Origin of the sequence: Actinoplanes derwentensis (assembly GCF_900104725.1) — a bacterium.
Lineage (GTDB): Bacteria > Actinomycetota > Actinomycetes > Mycobacteriales > Micromonosporaceae > Actinoplanes > Actinoplanes derwentensis.
Genome location: NZ_LT629758.1, coordinates 7,729,880 through 7,742,277, shown reverse-complemented (window position 1 = coordinate 7,742,277; position 12,398 = coordinate 7,729,880). Strand labels below are relative to the sequence as shown.

The window sequence follows — 12,398 nt, the reverse complement described above, 5'->3', positions numbered from 1 at the left end:
CTCCTCTCTTGCCTAGCGCAAGCAGGTCCGAGCCCCACCCCTTAAAGCGAGAAGACATAAGTCATGCCATCGCTTTGGTGGCCGGCCAGCGACCTCGCAGGGGTGCTTCCCGCCGGTATAGCCTCCGCTGGAGCTAGATCAGGCGGTGTTCTGGGGGATGCCCATGTCGGACAGAAGCGCGAGCCAGCCGGGTCCGCCCCACAGCCATTTGTGGCTGTATCCGACGGAGCTGTCCTCTTTGCCGCGCCAGACCATCGGGTACGAGATGCCGTTTTCGTCCTCGTTGTATCCCTGGGAGCCGAACTCGCTGATCTGGGCGCGGGGCATCAGCCGGGCGAAGTAGATCTCCCTGCCGTTGTCGTCGTGGTCGAGGAACAGTCCGAAGGTGCGGTAGAACCGCAGCCGCGGGGTGAAGGGCTTGGCGATCTGGACCTCACCGGTGACGGCCGCGGCTTTGATCGCGTCGAGTTCGGCCCCGGTCGACAGGCCGATCGTCAGGAGTTTCGTCTCCTGGGCGGTGACGTTGAGGCTGATCTCGTCGCGGGTGACGTCGGTGCGGGTGGATTCGCGGCTGCCGTACGACTGGGTTTCGGTGGTCTCGGTTTCCCGGTCGTAGGTGGCGCCCTCGGTGCTGATGTGCCCGAGGTCCATCCAGTCGTCGGGGTCGAGGGTGAGCAGCGACGCGGTCGGGCCGGCGGTCAGCGTGGCCATCAGCGGGACGTTCATCCGCGCGATGAAGACGCTGCCGTCTTTGGCCCTGCGGATCAGTTGGTTCTTCTTGTTACGAAGGTCTTCGTAAGACATGGTTCGTCCCCTCCGGGTCGAGGCATGGGTGAGCCCCGACGCGCGGGGCGGTGAAAGGGCGGGTGGGCCTTTTCGCCGGCCAGCGGGCCGAGCGGAAGATCGGGCAGCGCGCGGGCATGTGCCGGTTACAGCTGCACGCGGCGCAAGCTGGTGAAGTAGGTGGCGCCGTACCTGCGGATCGCTCCGTCGGCGCGCCAGGGCAGTTCCCGGGGCCCGTCCGGGCAGTAGACGGTGTCGAGCGGGAACGGTTTGGTGAGCAGGAAGTCGCAGATCGCCGACGCGAGTTCCCAGGCGGTGGTGTCCAGCAGTGCGAAGACATCGACGTCGACGACCGGGTTGTCATCGACCGCGGTCCGGCCGCCGGAGGTCTTGCTCACCTGTGCGAACGGGAGCCTGTCGTCCAGATCCGCGGGGGTCTGTGAGCCGACCCGGGAGGCGTCACCGGCGAAGAAGCGAGGCACGAGCAGCCCGGCCAGGGTCCGCTCGATGTGCGCGAACCCGCGCGGCATACGCCTCACCGCCCTTCCGCGTGCTGCCCGATAGGCGGTGGTCAGCGGCGGCGGCGCCGGAGGGCGTCGTAGACGGCGTTGCCGACCGCGGCGGCGTCTCCCCCGGCCGGGTCGGCGGTTGTGGCGGTGGGTGTCTTCGCGACGAACCGTCCGCCAGGGCCGCGGGGGTGTTGGGCGGCCTTCCACGCGGGGCGTTGCGGGGTGCCACGGATTTCGGTGCCCGTCTGGCCGTCCAGGTGGGCCAGGGTCCGGCCGAGCACGTGATAGCCGTGACCACGGCCGGTGTCCGGGTTGATCCACTCCACCGCGGCGGCGTGCGGCGCGACGTTGATCAGCTTGACCGTGGTGCGGCGCATGCCGACGAAGACGTCCGTGCCCTCGGCGACGCGCCATGACGCGACGTACGGAAGTGTGCCGTCACCGTCGTTGACCCGGTCGCGGGGACTGACCCGGATCGCGTACGGCAGCGCCTGTCCGACGATCACCGCCCGGCAGGCGTCGCGCAGTTCGTCGCTGAGCGCGAGCCTGCGCATCGCTCCGCGCCGCAACTCGAACTGGATCTTGAGGTTGCGGCCCCAGTAGTACGTCTTTCGGAGGTCGGTCAGCAGGGTGGGGCCGCGGTACGGTTTGCGGCGCCGGCGTCGTGCCATCCGGTTCAGCTCCCTCGAGGATTCAGCCGGTGTAGCGGCGCAGGACGATCACGGTTCCGGCGCGACCCCAGTCCTGGGGGTGGCCGACCACTGTGTAGACGATGCCGCGGACCTGGACCAGGTCGGTGGCCGCGATGCCGTTGGGTATCTGGGCGGTGCCGCGGCGGGCGTAGACGGTGCCGTCGGACTGCACGGCGCCGCTGCTGTTGCCGGTCTCCCGCGACGGTCCGGGCGCGAACCGGCAGCCCGGCACGTCGAAGCGTTGCTCGCCGTCGGGCAGCGGGTCGCCGAAGGGGTCTTTGCCGGGCGGGCGGATCACGGTGACGGTCTCAGTGCCAGCCACTACGTCCCCTGTTCCAGTGCGGCGGCGGGGCCATGCCCGGTGTGACCCGGATCGTCGACGGCGGCGCCCACCCGGAACTCGTCGCCGCGGCGGCGCCGGGTGTCACGTTGGCCAGGTCGACCGGGGTGACCACCAGCAGACCGGCCGCGGCCGACACGTCGAAGGTCCGGCTGAACGGGCCCGTGGTCTCCGCGCGCAGCCCGTCGGGGTTGCGCAGCACCCGCAAGGTCATGTTGGTGGGGGCCAGCGCCACCACGTTCGGGTTCAGTCGGCCGTCGGTGACCATCGGGTCCAGGTTCGGCACCTGCTGGCGCAGCATCGCCGATGCCGCCCGCAGTAGATAGCGGGTCAGGGTGGCCTCGTCGTCGGACAGGGGACCGTACTGGGCGACCACGTCTCCGACCGCGGCCAGTGGCGGCGGCTGCCCGATGGTGGACACCACGCGCACGTGGTAGTCGTCGGTGGCACCGGCGGTCAGGAACCGGGCGGTCCACATGCCGGGCCGGGGCGCGGTGAACGTGCGCGGGTAGGTGTTGCTCCCGGCTGGGCTGGCAGGCACGAGTTCCTGGTTGATCACGGGGGTGAGGTCGGGGTCGAGCCAGTCGACATACACCACCGCGCCGGGCAGGGAGGTGAACGTGAGCGTGAACGCGTCTCCGACGTCGACAACGGCACTCAACTGCCGCCACCCCCGTTCATGCGGTCACGCCGGGTCCGGCGGTGAAGGTGATACGGCCGGGCACGGCCACGGTCATGGTCACGTGGTGCGTGTGCGGCACCGCCGGTACCGGCGTGGGCACGCTCGCCTGGGCCTGCGCGGTGAGTTGATGGCCGACGGCTGCGGTGCGGGCCAGCATGTGGCCGCTGCGGGACGCGGCCGCGGACAGCGTCAGAGTCTCGGCGGCCGCGGCGCTGCGGAACACCGTCGCGCGGGCGCCGCCACCGAGCGTGAGCGTCCCGGCGGCTACCCGCGCGTGGGAGAGCGACCGTCCGGCCGCGCTGCCGAGGATGACCGCTTCGGTGGCGGTCCGTCCGCTGGTGGCGTTCGCTGCCGTCACGCTGTCGGTCAGCACCAGCGCTGCGCTGCCGCCTCGTGCCAGGGCCAGCGCGGGAACCGTCGTGCCGGTGAGCGTGGTTGTCGCCGCGAGGGTGCGGGTATAGGCGGCGGCCGCGGCGACGGCGTCGGTCACGGTGATCGCCGCCGCGACGCCGGTGAGTATCGGTGGTGTGGCGGCGGGTTCGAAGACCACGTCGACGTAGTAGCTGGCGGCGCCGAACGTGTCGGCCACATAGATCCCGGCCGGCACGTACCCGTAGGTGCCCTGCGCCAGCGCGCCGAGCCCCACCGGATCGTCGCCGCTGTGGGGCGCGTGTACGTACCCGCCCGGTGAGGTCTTCCCGCCGAGGGCGGCGAAGTAGCCGCCGCGGGCGGTGTACCGGCCGAGCGAGGAGTAGACGATCACCCGGTAGGCCTTGCCGCCGGGCCCGCCCCGGGCCACGGGCAGGCCGCCGGGGATTTCGAGGAGGTTCCAGGCGGCGGGCTGCAGCGACTCGAATGTCAGCACGTCGGTGAGCCGGATGCCGGACGGGTTCGTGTCTGGGCCGGTGATCTCCCAGACCGCGGCCTGATGGACCCCGGCGGTCACGTTGGCCGGAGCCCGGAACCGGACGTGGGTGATCGTGCCGGCGGTCAGGGGGAAGTGGACGGTGACGGCGATGCCGTTGGCGATGCCGTCGCTGTAGTCGGCGTCGGGCTCGTCGACGCCGGCGGTGAACAGGGAGTCGGCCACGTCGGCGGGCTCCTTCCGCTCGCGCCGCGGTTAGGCGTGCGTCACCGTCACGGTGATCGTCACGGCGTCGTTGACGAGGTTCAGGGGCGCCGGTGCCGACAGCACCTCGCTGAACGGCATGACGCCCCCGGCCGCCGCGTTGAGCACCGCGGCTTTCGCGAGCGTCACCGGGAGCGCGTCGGCTGCGGTGGCGACGAACGTCGCGGTCAGCGTGCTGGTGGCGGCTCCGGCCGTGTGCGCCCAGGTGGCCTGCCTGCGGCCGAGCCCGGCCGTGGCGATCTCCCCGGCCAGGGTGGTGTCACCGGCGGCCGGTGGCACGGTGCTGGCCGACACCGCGATGTAGTCGGCGGTGGCCGCCCGGGCCGGGCTGCGGTCGAACATGCTGCTGGCCGCCCAGTCGCGGCCGGCGTTGTGCAACACCGATCAACCTCCCGGCGTGTGGTCGAGGTCGACGGCGCGGATCTCGATGCTCCAGTGGGCGCCCAGCAGCGCGGCCAGGTCCGAGCCGAGCGGCCCGGACGCGGCCACCCACGCCGGATGTTCGGCGTCGGAGTGCGAGACCCAGACACCGCCGGCCAGGTTGGTGATGTCGCGGGCGGCGGCCAGCAGTCCCAGGCCTGGCGGCAGCACGCATCGGGTGTAGGTCTTGGCCGGGCCTGGCGTGCTGCGCCGGATCGTCGTGCTCTGGTCGTCGAGGTCGGCGACGACCTCGATCGGATCGTGGTTGCCGAGGTAGACGACCGTGCGTTCCTCGGCCGGGTCGTCGGCCATACGTGCGTGCCTCCGGAGACGGGGGCGGACCGAGACCGGCACCCGGCGATGCGGGTTCACCGGCTTCGGCCCGCCGGCTTACGGGGTGGTGGTGCGCCGGGTCCGCTTCGGCCGCGCCGCCGTCTCGGCGGCCGGGAGGGGTGTGGCGGCCCGGCCGGGACCGCCGTCGGTCGGCAGACCGTCGGTGCGCGGGCCCTCGAACGCCGGATCGCCTTGCTTCGGGATGGCGTTGTCGCCGAACCCGGCCGACACCAGGACGTGCGGATCGGCCGGACCTGCGGTGTGTTCGGTGTCCTCGGCGTCGTCGAGGTCCGGCAGCTCGCCGCCGTCCCACGCCGCCCGGTTGAGGATCTGCCGGGCGATCGCCACCGGCGGGATCGTGCCCGCCGCATAGGCGCGTCCGCCGACGTGAACGGTGTGGGCCAGTTCGGGAATGCTGCTCATCTGCTGCTCACGGCTCCTTACGGGGTCGGGGTCCACGTCGTGGCGACCATGAGCCGCCGGATGTCGGTGAGCATCGGCATGCCGACCGCGCTCACCTTCGTGTGGCGCCGCGGCGGGTCGCCTTCGAGAGTCACCACACCGGCCAGGCCGGGTGTCTCGGCGAAGATCAGCGACGGGTTCGCGCCGCGGGTGAGCATCAGCGCCTCGGCGGTGATACCGATCGCGGTGTAACCGAGGCTCTCCGGTTCGGCGGGCAGGAAGATCGCCTTGCCTTCGGCGATCGTGCGGGTGGTGACGTCGTCGACGTCGAGCAGGCAGTCGTACGGCACGATCTGCGGGTATCGGTGCACGCGCATGAGCTGTGCCAGGGTCTCGTCGGTGACGTACGACGGGATCTGCCCGGCGCCGGCCGCGGCCTGGCGGACCTCTTTGGACATCTGCATGTGGCCGACGGTCGACTCGGACACGACCATGTAGCCGGGCCGTTCACCGGTGGAGTTGACGTACCGCTGGATCCACGGCCGCATGTCCGACAGCGGTGTCGCTGTCTCCGGGTTGTCCCACGCGATGAGCGGGGCGACCTTGTGCAGCGGGTCCAGACCGAAGTCTGCCTCGAGGACGAGACCGTTCTCCCGGATCGTGAAGACCCCGTCCTCGAACACGTCACCACGGGCCAGCTCGAAACGATTCCAGATCGCGCTGACGTTGGTGTCCACGTCGTCGTAGATCTGGTCGACCAGCGCCGAGCGGTTGTCGCCGCCGGTGCGGGCCATCTCCAGTTCGAGTTCCTCCTGCTCGCCTACCGACAGCTTCTGGCTGATCGGCGGGAACCTGAGTTCCCTGCTGGAGAAGGAGTCCCTGCGTCCCTGCGGGGCGGGAGTGTCCCAGTTGCGGAACTTCGCGGCCCTGTTGGTGGCCTTGATCTGGGTGATCCGGGCCTTGATGTTGCGCTCCAGCCGGACCGGCAGGAACCGTTCCAGCAGCAGATTGCGCGGGGCGGGAACCTCACGCACGTAGCCCGTCAGCTCGGCGGGCGTCACGATGTCGTCGATGACGATGGTCAACGCAAGGCCCCCTTAGTCCCGGAAGATCCAGTGAGCGGCCAGCGCCGTACGCGCGGCCGCATCGAGGCCGTGGCCGGCCGGCAACCGGGCCGGGATGACGAAGCCGCGCTCCTGCAACGGCGCACCCACATTCGGGCCGCCGACCTGCAACGGCGTCGAGTTGAAGAGGAACCCCCGCGGCAGTTGCAGGCCGTTGGCCGCACCCGGGGTGTAAGGGCCCCAGAGTCCCTGGGTGGCGCCGACGGCGGTGACCTGCGCGAGCAGGGTGCCGGACCGGAGCACACCCTGCGGGAAATGGAGGGCGGGGGTGAACAGCGACGGCGTCAGCGTGATCGGCCGGGTGGCCTGGGTGCCGTCGAGATCACCCAGCCACGAGCGGTCCTCCGGTTGAAAGACACCCAGTTCGCGGACACTGATGTCCATGGACGGAAACTCCTATTCAGTTGTCTGATGAGGATCAGCCCGGGGCCGGAACTCCGGCCCAGGCGCGGCCAGGGGGTGTCAGCCGCCGGTCTGCTGCGAACGGGTCCGGCCGTGCCGCTCGGCCGCACGTGCGGCACCGGCGACCAGGCCGTTCTGCGGCCCGGCCGTGCTAGGGCCCTGCCCGTAATCCGGGACCTGCCGCACCGGCGGCTGACCACCGGCGGCCTGCGCGTACGGGTCGTACGCCTGGCGCTGCGTGGCGCCGTACGGGTCCGGCCACAGATGGCCGGACTGTCCCGGATAGCCGTACGCCGGGGCGGCGGGCGGCGCCTGGCCCGGAATGGGCTGCGGCGGGTATCCGGGCACCGGCTGGCCATAACCCGGCGGCACCGCGGCCGGAGCCGGTGCGGTGGCCGGCGGGTAACCAACGTACGGCGCGGGCATCTGGCCGTAGGCCGTCGGTGGAACCGCCTGCAACGGTCCTGGACCCGGCGGAAGCGCGACGGGGCCGGGCTGCGCGTACGGGTAGAAAGGCTGGGCGTAACCGACGGTCAGGTTGACGTGGTCGTAGACCCGCTGCCGGTCCACCGCCCCGTTCGGCATGAAGTAGTCGATGTTCAAGCCCGCGACCGCCTGCGCGATCTGCTCCTCGGTCAGCCGGCCCGCCGCCGCGGCGGTGAAAAAGGCCTCGACGACCTGCCGGCCGGCCGCGAGCCGGCCCGCCGACTCGCCTTCGGTACGGGCGGTGGCCTGCGCACGCTCCAGATCGGTCTGCGTCGCCGTCCGCAGCTGATCGCGCTCGCCCTTGATCTGCTCGTAGTCGGCGTACTGCCGCAGCTGGTCCTGGTTGCGGCGGGCGTGGTGCCTCCAGAAGTTGATCTGCTGCGGCGGCGTCATCTGCTCCACCGGGGTACCCGGCGGGAAACCGTGCTCGCCGCCCAGCGGCGGAGGAACCGGCACTGGCGTCGGCGGCCCGGTCGGCGCCGGGACCGGCTGCGGCTGCGGCTGCGGCTGCGGTGTGGTCTGTGGGGCAGGCGGCGGCGTGGCGCCGAGGACGGGGATCGGGTCAGGTCCACCGCCGACCGGCTGCGAGCCACCGATCACCGGCCAGATCGGTTGGCCGTCACGGCGCCGGCCGACCGCGGTGATCGGCAAGCCCGTGTGGGGGTGGGTGAGAGTGGGGTGCTGCGGCAGTGCCCCGAGGTCGGTGATCGCCGGGATGGGCTTCATGTGGGATCCCAATCTGAATCGCGGATGTGCAGGAAAGCCCGTTTGGGCACGAAAAAGACCCCCACCGAGTCAGTGAGGGTCTGTTACTCAGGATTCGTATACGACCGGCCGTTCCTGGCGCCTGGACACTCCGGGACATCTCTGCGAGGGAATCGCCCACTGTTTCGGCTCTCGGCGATGGCCGGTGCTGCTCGACGGGATTGTTAAGGCGAGGATGACCTATCGTCAGCGGACATGGATGACAAAACAGTCGAACTCATGGGAAACCTTGGCGATTTCGTTGGAGGTTTCTCGGCACTAGCGCTGGCCATCGCAGCGCTCGTGGCGGGGCCCTCAGTGTGGCGGGACCTGCGGGATCGGCTGAAGGCTCAGCGAGATCTGGCCAAGGAACAAGCTAAAGACATTCGCCTTGAGCGTGACCGGAACTTTTTCGGGTGGATGCCGGGCGCACTCTCGGTCTACCAGGTTAAAAATGTGGAGGATCCGCATGAAATCGCGCTGGCAGCTGCAGAGTTGACCGATAATCAGCCCAGCGCCTATGTCCTCGTGAAAGCCGAAAACTCAGCGCAGATCGCCTACAACCTGCGCCTGATGATCGCGGCAGAAGGGCACCTCGCGAAGCCCCCAACCAGAAGAGAGCGAGAGATCCTCGAAAACGCAAAACCGGCACCGCCGCAAAGGAGCTTCAACGACTCGATCTAACGAGGCTGTTTCGCCAGAATTCCTGCTCAGCCTTTACGTAGCGCCACCTGCAACTCCGCGATCCGCTCCCGCTGCCACCGCAATGATCTGGTCAGGTTCTCGCCGTGGTCGGCCCGGTGCCTGGAGATGTCGTGGATCTCCAGCAGGGCGTCGAGTTGCGCCTGGTCGCGGACGCGTTTGTCGGCCGACCGGGTCCGGGCCACCTCGATCGGGTCGCGGTAGTGCTGGTCGCCGTTGATCAGGGTCGGGCCGAGCTCGCCGTGTTCGGCGAGCACGACCCGTACTTTGCGCAGCAGTTCGCGGCGGGTTCCGCCGGCTGTTGCGTAGAGGGCGCCGAGGTCGTCGGCGTTCAGGGTCAGGCCGGGGTCGAGGTCGCCGTAGATCGGCAGGACTTCGCACACGCATTTGGCGTGCAGCGGTAGCAGGTCGCCGGTGCGGTAGGTGCGGTCGGCGGCGACCGCGCAGAGCCCGCATGGCCCTGTCTCGGACAGTTCGGGGTGCAGGATGCGCCGGTAGCCGTCGGCGCGTATCTGGCCGAGGGATCGCCGGTACTGCTCGCGTACGGCCAGGGTCACGTCGGTCTGCGCGACCACGGTCAGCCGGGCGATCGCTTTGCCCTGGGCGGTCTCCGGCGGATCACCGCGGGCGGTGACCTGCCATCGGTAGGCGTCGGCGACCCGCCCGTAGGCGTGCGACGGCGGCAGGAATTCCATCTCCTGCTCGGCGACCGCCCAGACCGGGTCGTCGTCGATGGTATCGGCGGGGCCGTCCCAGGTGTCGCCGAGTTCGATCCACGCCGGGCGGCGCTGTTCGGCGACGAGCTGCTCGACGATGTCGGCGGGGATTCGGCGGCGGATCCGGGTGACCTCGATAGGCCCGGCCGGCCGCACGGTGCGGCCGGTCATGATCGTCGCGGTGCGCGCGAGGTAGGCGTCGGTGAGGGCGACGGCGTTGCGCTGCGCCGGCTGGATGATCATCAGGGCTTGGCGGATCGCCGCAGACACCTTGCCGGAGTTCCACCAGTCCGCGCCGGACAGCGCCCTGAACGGCATGAGCACCGCGGCGACGGCGGTCGCGGTGAGTTGCTGGCGCACTCGCGCCTGGGCTTGGACCAGCGCGAGCAGTGCCGCCATCTGTGCGGGCGTCAGCGCCTGCCCGGTCGTGGTGGTGCTGGGCTGGGTCACGCCGTCACCTCCCCACCGGGTCCGGTCGTGGTCAGATCCGGACGGGCGCCGCGGTGGTGCCGGCGGCCTGCCCGACCCCGGCCGCGACGTGGTAGTAGGTGTTTCCGCTGGTGTTCTGGTGCGGGGTGGCTGCGGCGTGCAGGTAGCCGGAGGTCACCGACACCCAGGTCGCGGCGTTGGCGCGCAGCCCGTACTGCGGGCTGTTGGTACCGGCGCCGTCGTCGTCGACGCCGGGGTAGACCACCAGGTTGCTGATGCTGATCGGGGTGGTCGCCGCGTCGATGCGGAATCCGGCGTAGCCGCCTGCGCCGTTTCCGGCGTTGCGGCCGTCACGGCGGCAGTAGATGTTGGAGAACAGCATCGGCGGGGTGCCGGTGGAGGCGACGTACCAGCCGTCCTGGGTGTTGCGGTCGGTGGAGCAGTTGACCCACATCGCGCCGCCAGCTGCGTTGTTGGAGCCCCAGTTGCTGGAGATGTACCAGCCGACCAGGTTCCCCTCGGACCGGCAGTTGGTGAACGTCGAGTTGGGCATCGCGTCGAGGAACCAGCCGTTGCGGCCGCAGCCGATCGCCCGGCAGCCGACGATCGTCGCGTCGGTCAGGCCCGAGAGCCGGAACCCGTCGAGTCCGGCAGCGCCGACCTGCACGTTGTCCAGATGCCAGGAGGAGGCGGTCCGGCCGTTCGCGCTGTCGGCCTGTACCCCGCGGTCGCTGACCTGGAAGATCGACACGTTCTGTAGGAGCACGCCGCGGACCAGTCCGTCGGAGCGGATGCCGGAGAATGTGGTGGTGGCCTTGGCGGCGCTGCCGTCGAGGGTGAGGTCGCAGATGCGCTGGCCGTAGCTGTCGGTGCTGTAGCCGCCGGTGTCCTGGTCGATCATGCGGATCATCGCTTCGCCGGTGAACGTCGCCAGCGCTTTGATCATCGCCGGTGGGGTGGGCGTCTCGGCGCGGGCCGGATACCCGCCGCGCAGGGTGATCAGCGGCGGCAGGATCAGCGGTGCCGAGATCCGGGCGATCCCGGCCACGTGCACGATCCGCGACCGGGCGTTGCCGGTGTGGGCGGCGGCCGCGTTGATGGCGGCCTGGATGGCCGTGGTGTCGTCGGTGGTGCCGTCCAGCTTGGCGCCGTAGTCGGCGGCGTCGAACAGCCGGTCGGAGACGATCACCTCGGGTCGTACCGTGAGGCCGTGGTCGGGGCTGGTCATCAGCCGCCGGGGGCCGCCGCCCGCGGACGCCCACATCGCGGTCACGCCGGGCGGGCCGAAGAAGACGGGGATGTCGCCGACCACGTAGCCGTCCTCGGCCACGGCGACGGTTGCCACCTGCGTCATCGTGGTGGTGCCGGCCGCGTCCGTGGCCAGGTCGGTGTATTGGATGCCTTCCACGCGGGCGTCCCAGAACGTGATCGACATGCCGGCGGCTAGGGCCAGACCGCCTTCGGCGTCGGCGGCGAACGCCCAGTCCGCGATGCCGCCGCCGAACGGATGCCGGGCGTCAGTCAACGTCTTCACCCACGCAACCGGGGCCCGGCCGGTGCCAGGTGCCGCCCGGGTGCGGTCCACCGTCGGCGGCGCCCGACTGGAGCACCCGCTGGACGAACTGTGCACCGGCCGGGTTGAGCACGCACAACGCGACCGGTGTCCGCGCGTTCTCGCCTGGTTGGCCGGCGGCGGTGACGACCGCGGCCCGGCAGACGCTCGGATACTCGCCGCCGGGCGTGCCGTAGCTGGTGTAGTGGACCAGGTCGACCACGCGCGGCGCGTTCATCGGGTCCACTCCCGGCCGCGGCAGAACGCCAGCCAGTCGGTAGGTCTGGTGAAGCGGGTGCCCTGGGTGCCGCCCGGTGACGCGAGTCCCGTTTTTTCGTAGGCGAGGTCGGCCATCGACGAGCAGATGACGTGGACCGGGATCTCGTTCTCGCCCCAGTCCTTGGCTTCCGCCAGGTCCCACAGCCGGCTGACCCGGGCCGCTCGCGTGCCGAGGGTGAGGATGGCCTCCCAGTCGTAGGGGGTGCCGAGCAGTTCGGTCGCGACCTTGACGATCAGGTCGCGCTGCTCGTCGGTCTTCGGCTGCTCGGCGTTGGTGACCAGCGATTCGTGCCGCAGGTACTTGTCCGCGCGGACGTAGCCGACCGACGACGGCTTGCCTTCGATGCACCACCAGTTCATGGCCTGGTCCTGGTGCGTCAGGATCGCGACGTGGTCCTGCCGGGCCGGGGTGCCGGTCAGCCACGCCTGAAGCTGAATGAAGAACCGGACGATCTTCTTGAGCCAGCCGCCGGGGACGGCCATGACCAGCACGTCACCGGGACCGGGAAAGGCCGCAGCCACAGAGATGTCTCCTCGAGGAAGGCCCGCCGCCAACCAGGCGCGGGCTCGAAAGAAGGGGTTCGAGATACGCGCCTAGTCGAGCCCGCCATGCGGGGGCCGGGTATGGGCGTGCGCTGGAGGGCCAGGTGGCGGCCGTTGCGGCGGCGAGCTCG

Annotated in this window: 17 protein-coding genes; 1 reads left to right on the top strand and 16 read right to left on the bottom strand. The window is 70.4% G+C overall.

What is annotated here, in order from left to right; all coding sequences use genetic code 11:
* Positions 1-138 precede the first annotated feature (138 nt).
* The 12 genes from BLU81_RS34350 to BLU81_RS34295 form a co-directional block, all read right to left on the bottom strand.
* Positions 139-804, bottom strand: a complete 666-nt coding sequence (locus BLU81_RS34350; protein WP_092550828.1) for a phage tail tube protein — start codon at positions 802-804, stop codon at positions 139-141.
* A 125-nt stretch (positions 805-929) separates the two neighbouring features.
* Positions 930-1,313: a hypothetical protein gene (locus tag BLU81_RS34345; protein WP_092550824.1), complete on the bottom strand. Its 384-nt coding sequence runs from the start codon at positions 1,311-1,313 to the stop codon at positions 930-932.
* A 41-nt stretch (positions 1,314-1,354) separates the two neighbouring features.
* Positions 1,355-1,963: a hypothetical protein gene (locus BLU81_RS34340; RefSeq protein ID WP_092550821.1), complete on the bottom strand. Its 609-nt coding sequence runs from the start codon at positions 1,961-1,963 to the stop codon at positions 1,355-1,357.
* A gap of 22 nt (positions 1,964-1,985) precedes the next feature.
* Positions 1,986-2,306, bottom strand: a complete 321-nt coding sequence (locus tag BLU81_RS34335; protein WP_092550818.1) for a hypothetical protein — start codon at positions 2,304-2,306, stop codon at positions 1,986-1,988.
* Positions 2,293-2,985: a hypothetical protein gene (locus BLU81_RS34330; protein ID WP_092550815.1), complete on the bottom strand. Its 693-nt coding sequence runs from the start codon at positions 2,983-2,985 to the stop codon at positions 2,293-2,295. The genes BLU81_RS34335 and BLU81_RS34330 overlap by 14 nt, the downstream gene beginning before the upstream one ends.
* Positions 2,986-3,001: 16 nt before the next feature.
* On the bottom strand, positions 3,002-4,096 hold the full coding sequence (locus tag BLU81_RS34325) for a DUF4082 domain-containing protein (RefSeq protein ID WP_092550812.1): 1,095 nt from the start codon (positions 4,094-4,096) through the stop codon (positions 3,002-3,004).
* 30 nt (positions 4,097-4,126) lie between these two features.
* On the bottom strand, positions 4,127-4,516 hold the full coding sequence (locus BLU81_RS34320; RefSeq protein ID WP_157751906.1) for a hypothetical protein: 390 nt from the start codon (positions 4,514-4,516) through the stop codon (positions 4,127-4,129).
* A gap of 3 nt (positions 4,517-4,519) precedes the next feature.
* On the bottom strand, positions 4,520-4,867 hold the full coding sequence (locus tag BLU81_RS34315; protein WP_092550806.1) for a hypothetical protein: 348 nt from the start codon (positions 4,865-4,867) through the stop codon (positions 4,520-4,522).
* Between the two features lie 78 nt (positions 4,868-4,945).
* Entirely contained in the window at positions 4,946-5,311 is a 366-nt protein-coding gene (locus tag BLU81_RS34310) for a hypothetical protein (protein WP_092550803.1), read from the bottom strand.
* 17 nt (positions 5,312-5,328) lie between these two features.
* Positions 5,329-6,375: a major capsid protein gene (locus tag BLU81_RS34305; protein ID WP_231953640.1), complete on the bottom strand. Its 1,047-nt coding sequence runs from the start codon at positions 6,373-6,375 to the stop codon at positions 5,329-5,331.
* A 12-nt stretch (positions 6,376-6,387) separates the two neighbouring features.
* The gene (locus tag BLU81_RS34300; RefSeq protein ID WP_092550800.1) at positions 6,388-6,798 is read right to left on the bottom strand and encodes a hypothetical protein; all 411 of its coding nucleotides are present in this window, start codon (positions 6,796-6,798) and stop codon (positions 6,388-6,390) included.
* Positions 6,799-6,876: 78 nt separating this feature from the next.
* On the bottom strand, positions 6,877-8,028 hold the full coding sequence (locus BLU81_RS34295; protein ID WP_092550797.1) for a hypothetical protein: 1,152 nt from the start codon (positions 8,026-8,028) through the stop codon (positions 6,877-6,879).
* Positions 8,029-8,262: 234 nt separating this feature from the next.
* Here BLU81_RS34295 and BLU81_RS34290 point away from each other — a divergent pair, with 234 nt between their 5' ends.
* Complete coding sequence (locus BLU81_RS34290; protein ID WP_092550794.1) at positions 8,263-8,730, top strand: hypothetical protein; 468 nt, start codon at positions 8,263-8,265, stop codon at positions 8,728-8,730.
* A gap of 26 nt (positions 8,731-8,756) precedes the next feature.
* On the opposite strand, the gene BLU81_RS34285 is transcribed toward BLU81_RS34290, so the two are convergent.
* From BLU81_RS34285 to BLU81_RS34270, 4 genes are read right to left on the bottom strand one after another with little or no spacing between them, the layout of a single operon-like run.
* The gene (locus tag BLU81_RS34285; protein WP_092550791.1) at positions 8,757-9,914 is read right to left on the bottom strand and encodes a hypothetical protein; all 1,158 of its coding nucleotides are present in this window, start codon (positions 9,912-9,914) and stop codon (positions 8,757-8,759) included.
* Between the two features lie 31 nt (positions 9,915-9,945).
* Positions 9,946-11,427, bottom strand: coding sequence for a right-handed parallel beta-helix repeat-containing protein (locus tag BLU81_RS34280; protein WP_092550788.1), 1,482 nt, complete (start codon positions 11,425-11,427; stop codon positions 9,946-9,948).
* Complete coding sequence (locus BLU81_RS34275) at positions 11,411-11,683, bottom strand: hypothetical protein (protein ID WP_197686014.1); 273 nt, start codon at positions 11,681-11,683, stop codon at positions 11,411-11,413. Before BLU81_RS34275 ends, BLU81_RS34280 begins: the two co-directional genes overlap by 17 nt.
* The gene (locus BLU81_RS34270; RefSeq protein WP_157751905.1) at positions 11,680-12,246 is read right to left on the bottom strand and encodes a C40 family peptidase; all 567 of its coding nucleotides are present in this window, start codon (positions 12,244-12,246) and stop codon (positions 11,680-11,682) included. The genes BLU81_RS34275 and BLU81_RS34270 overlap by 4 nt, the downstream gene beginning before the upstream one ends.
* Positions 12,247-12,398: the final 152 nt, after the last annotated feature.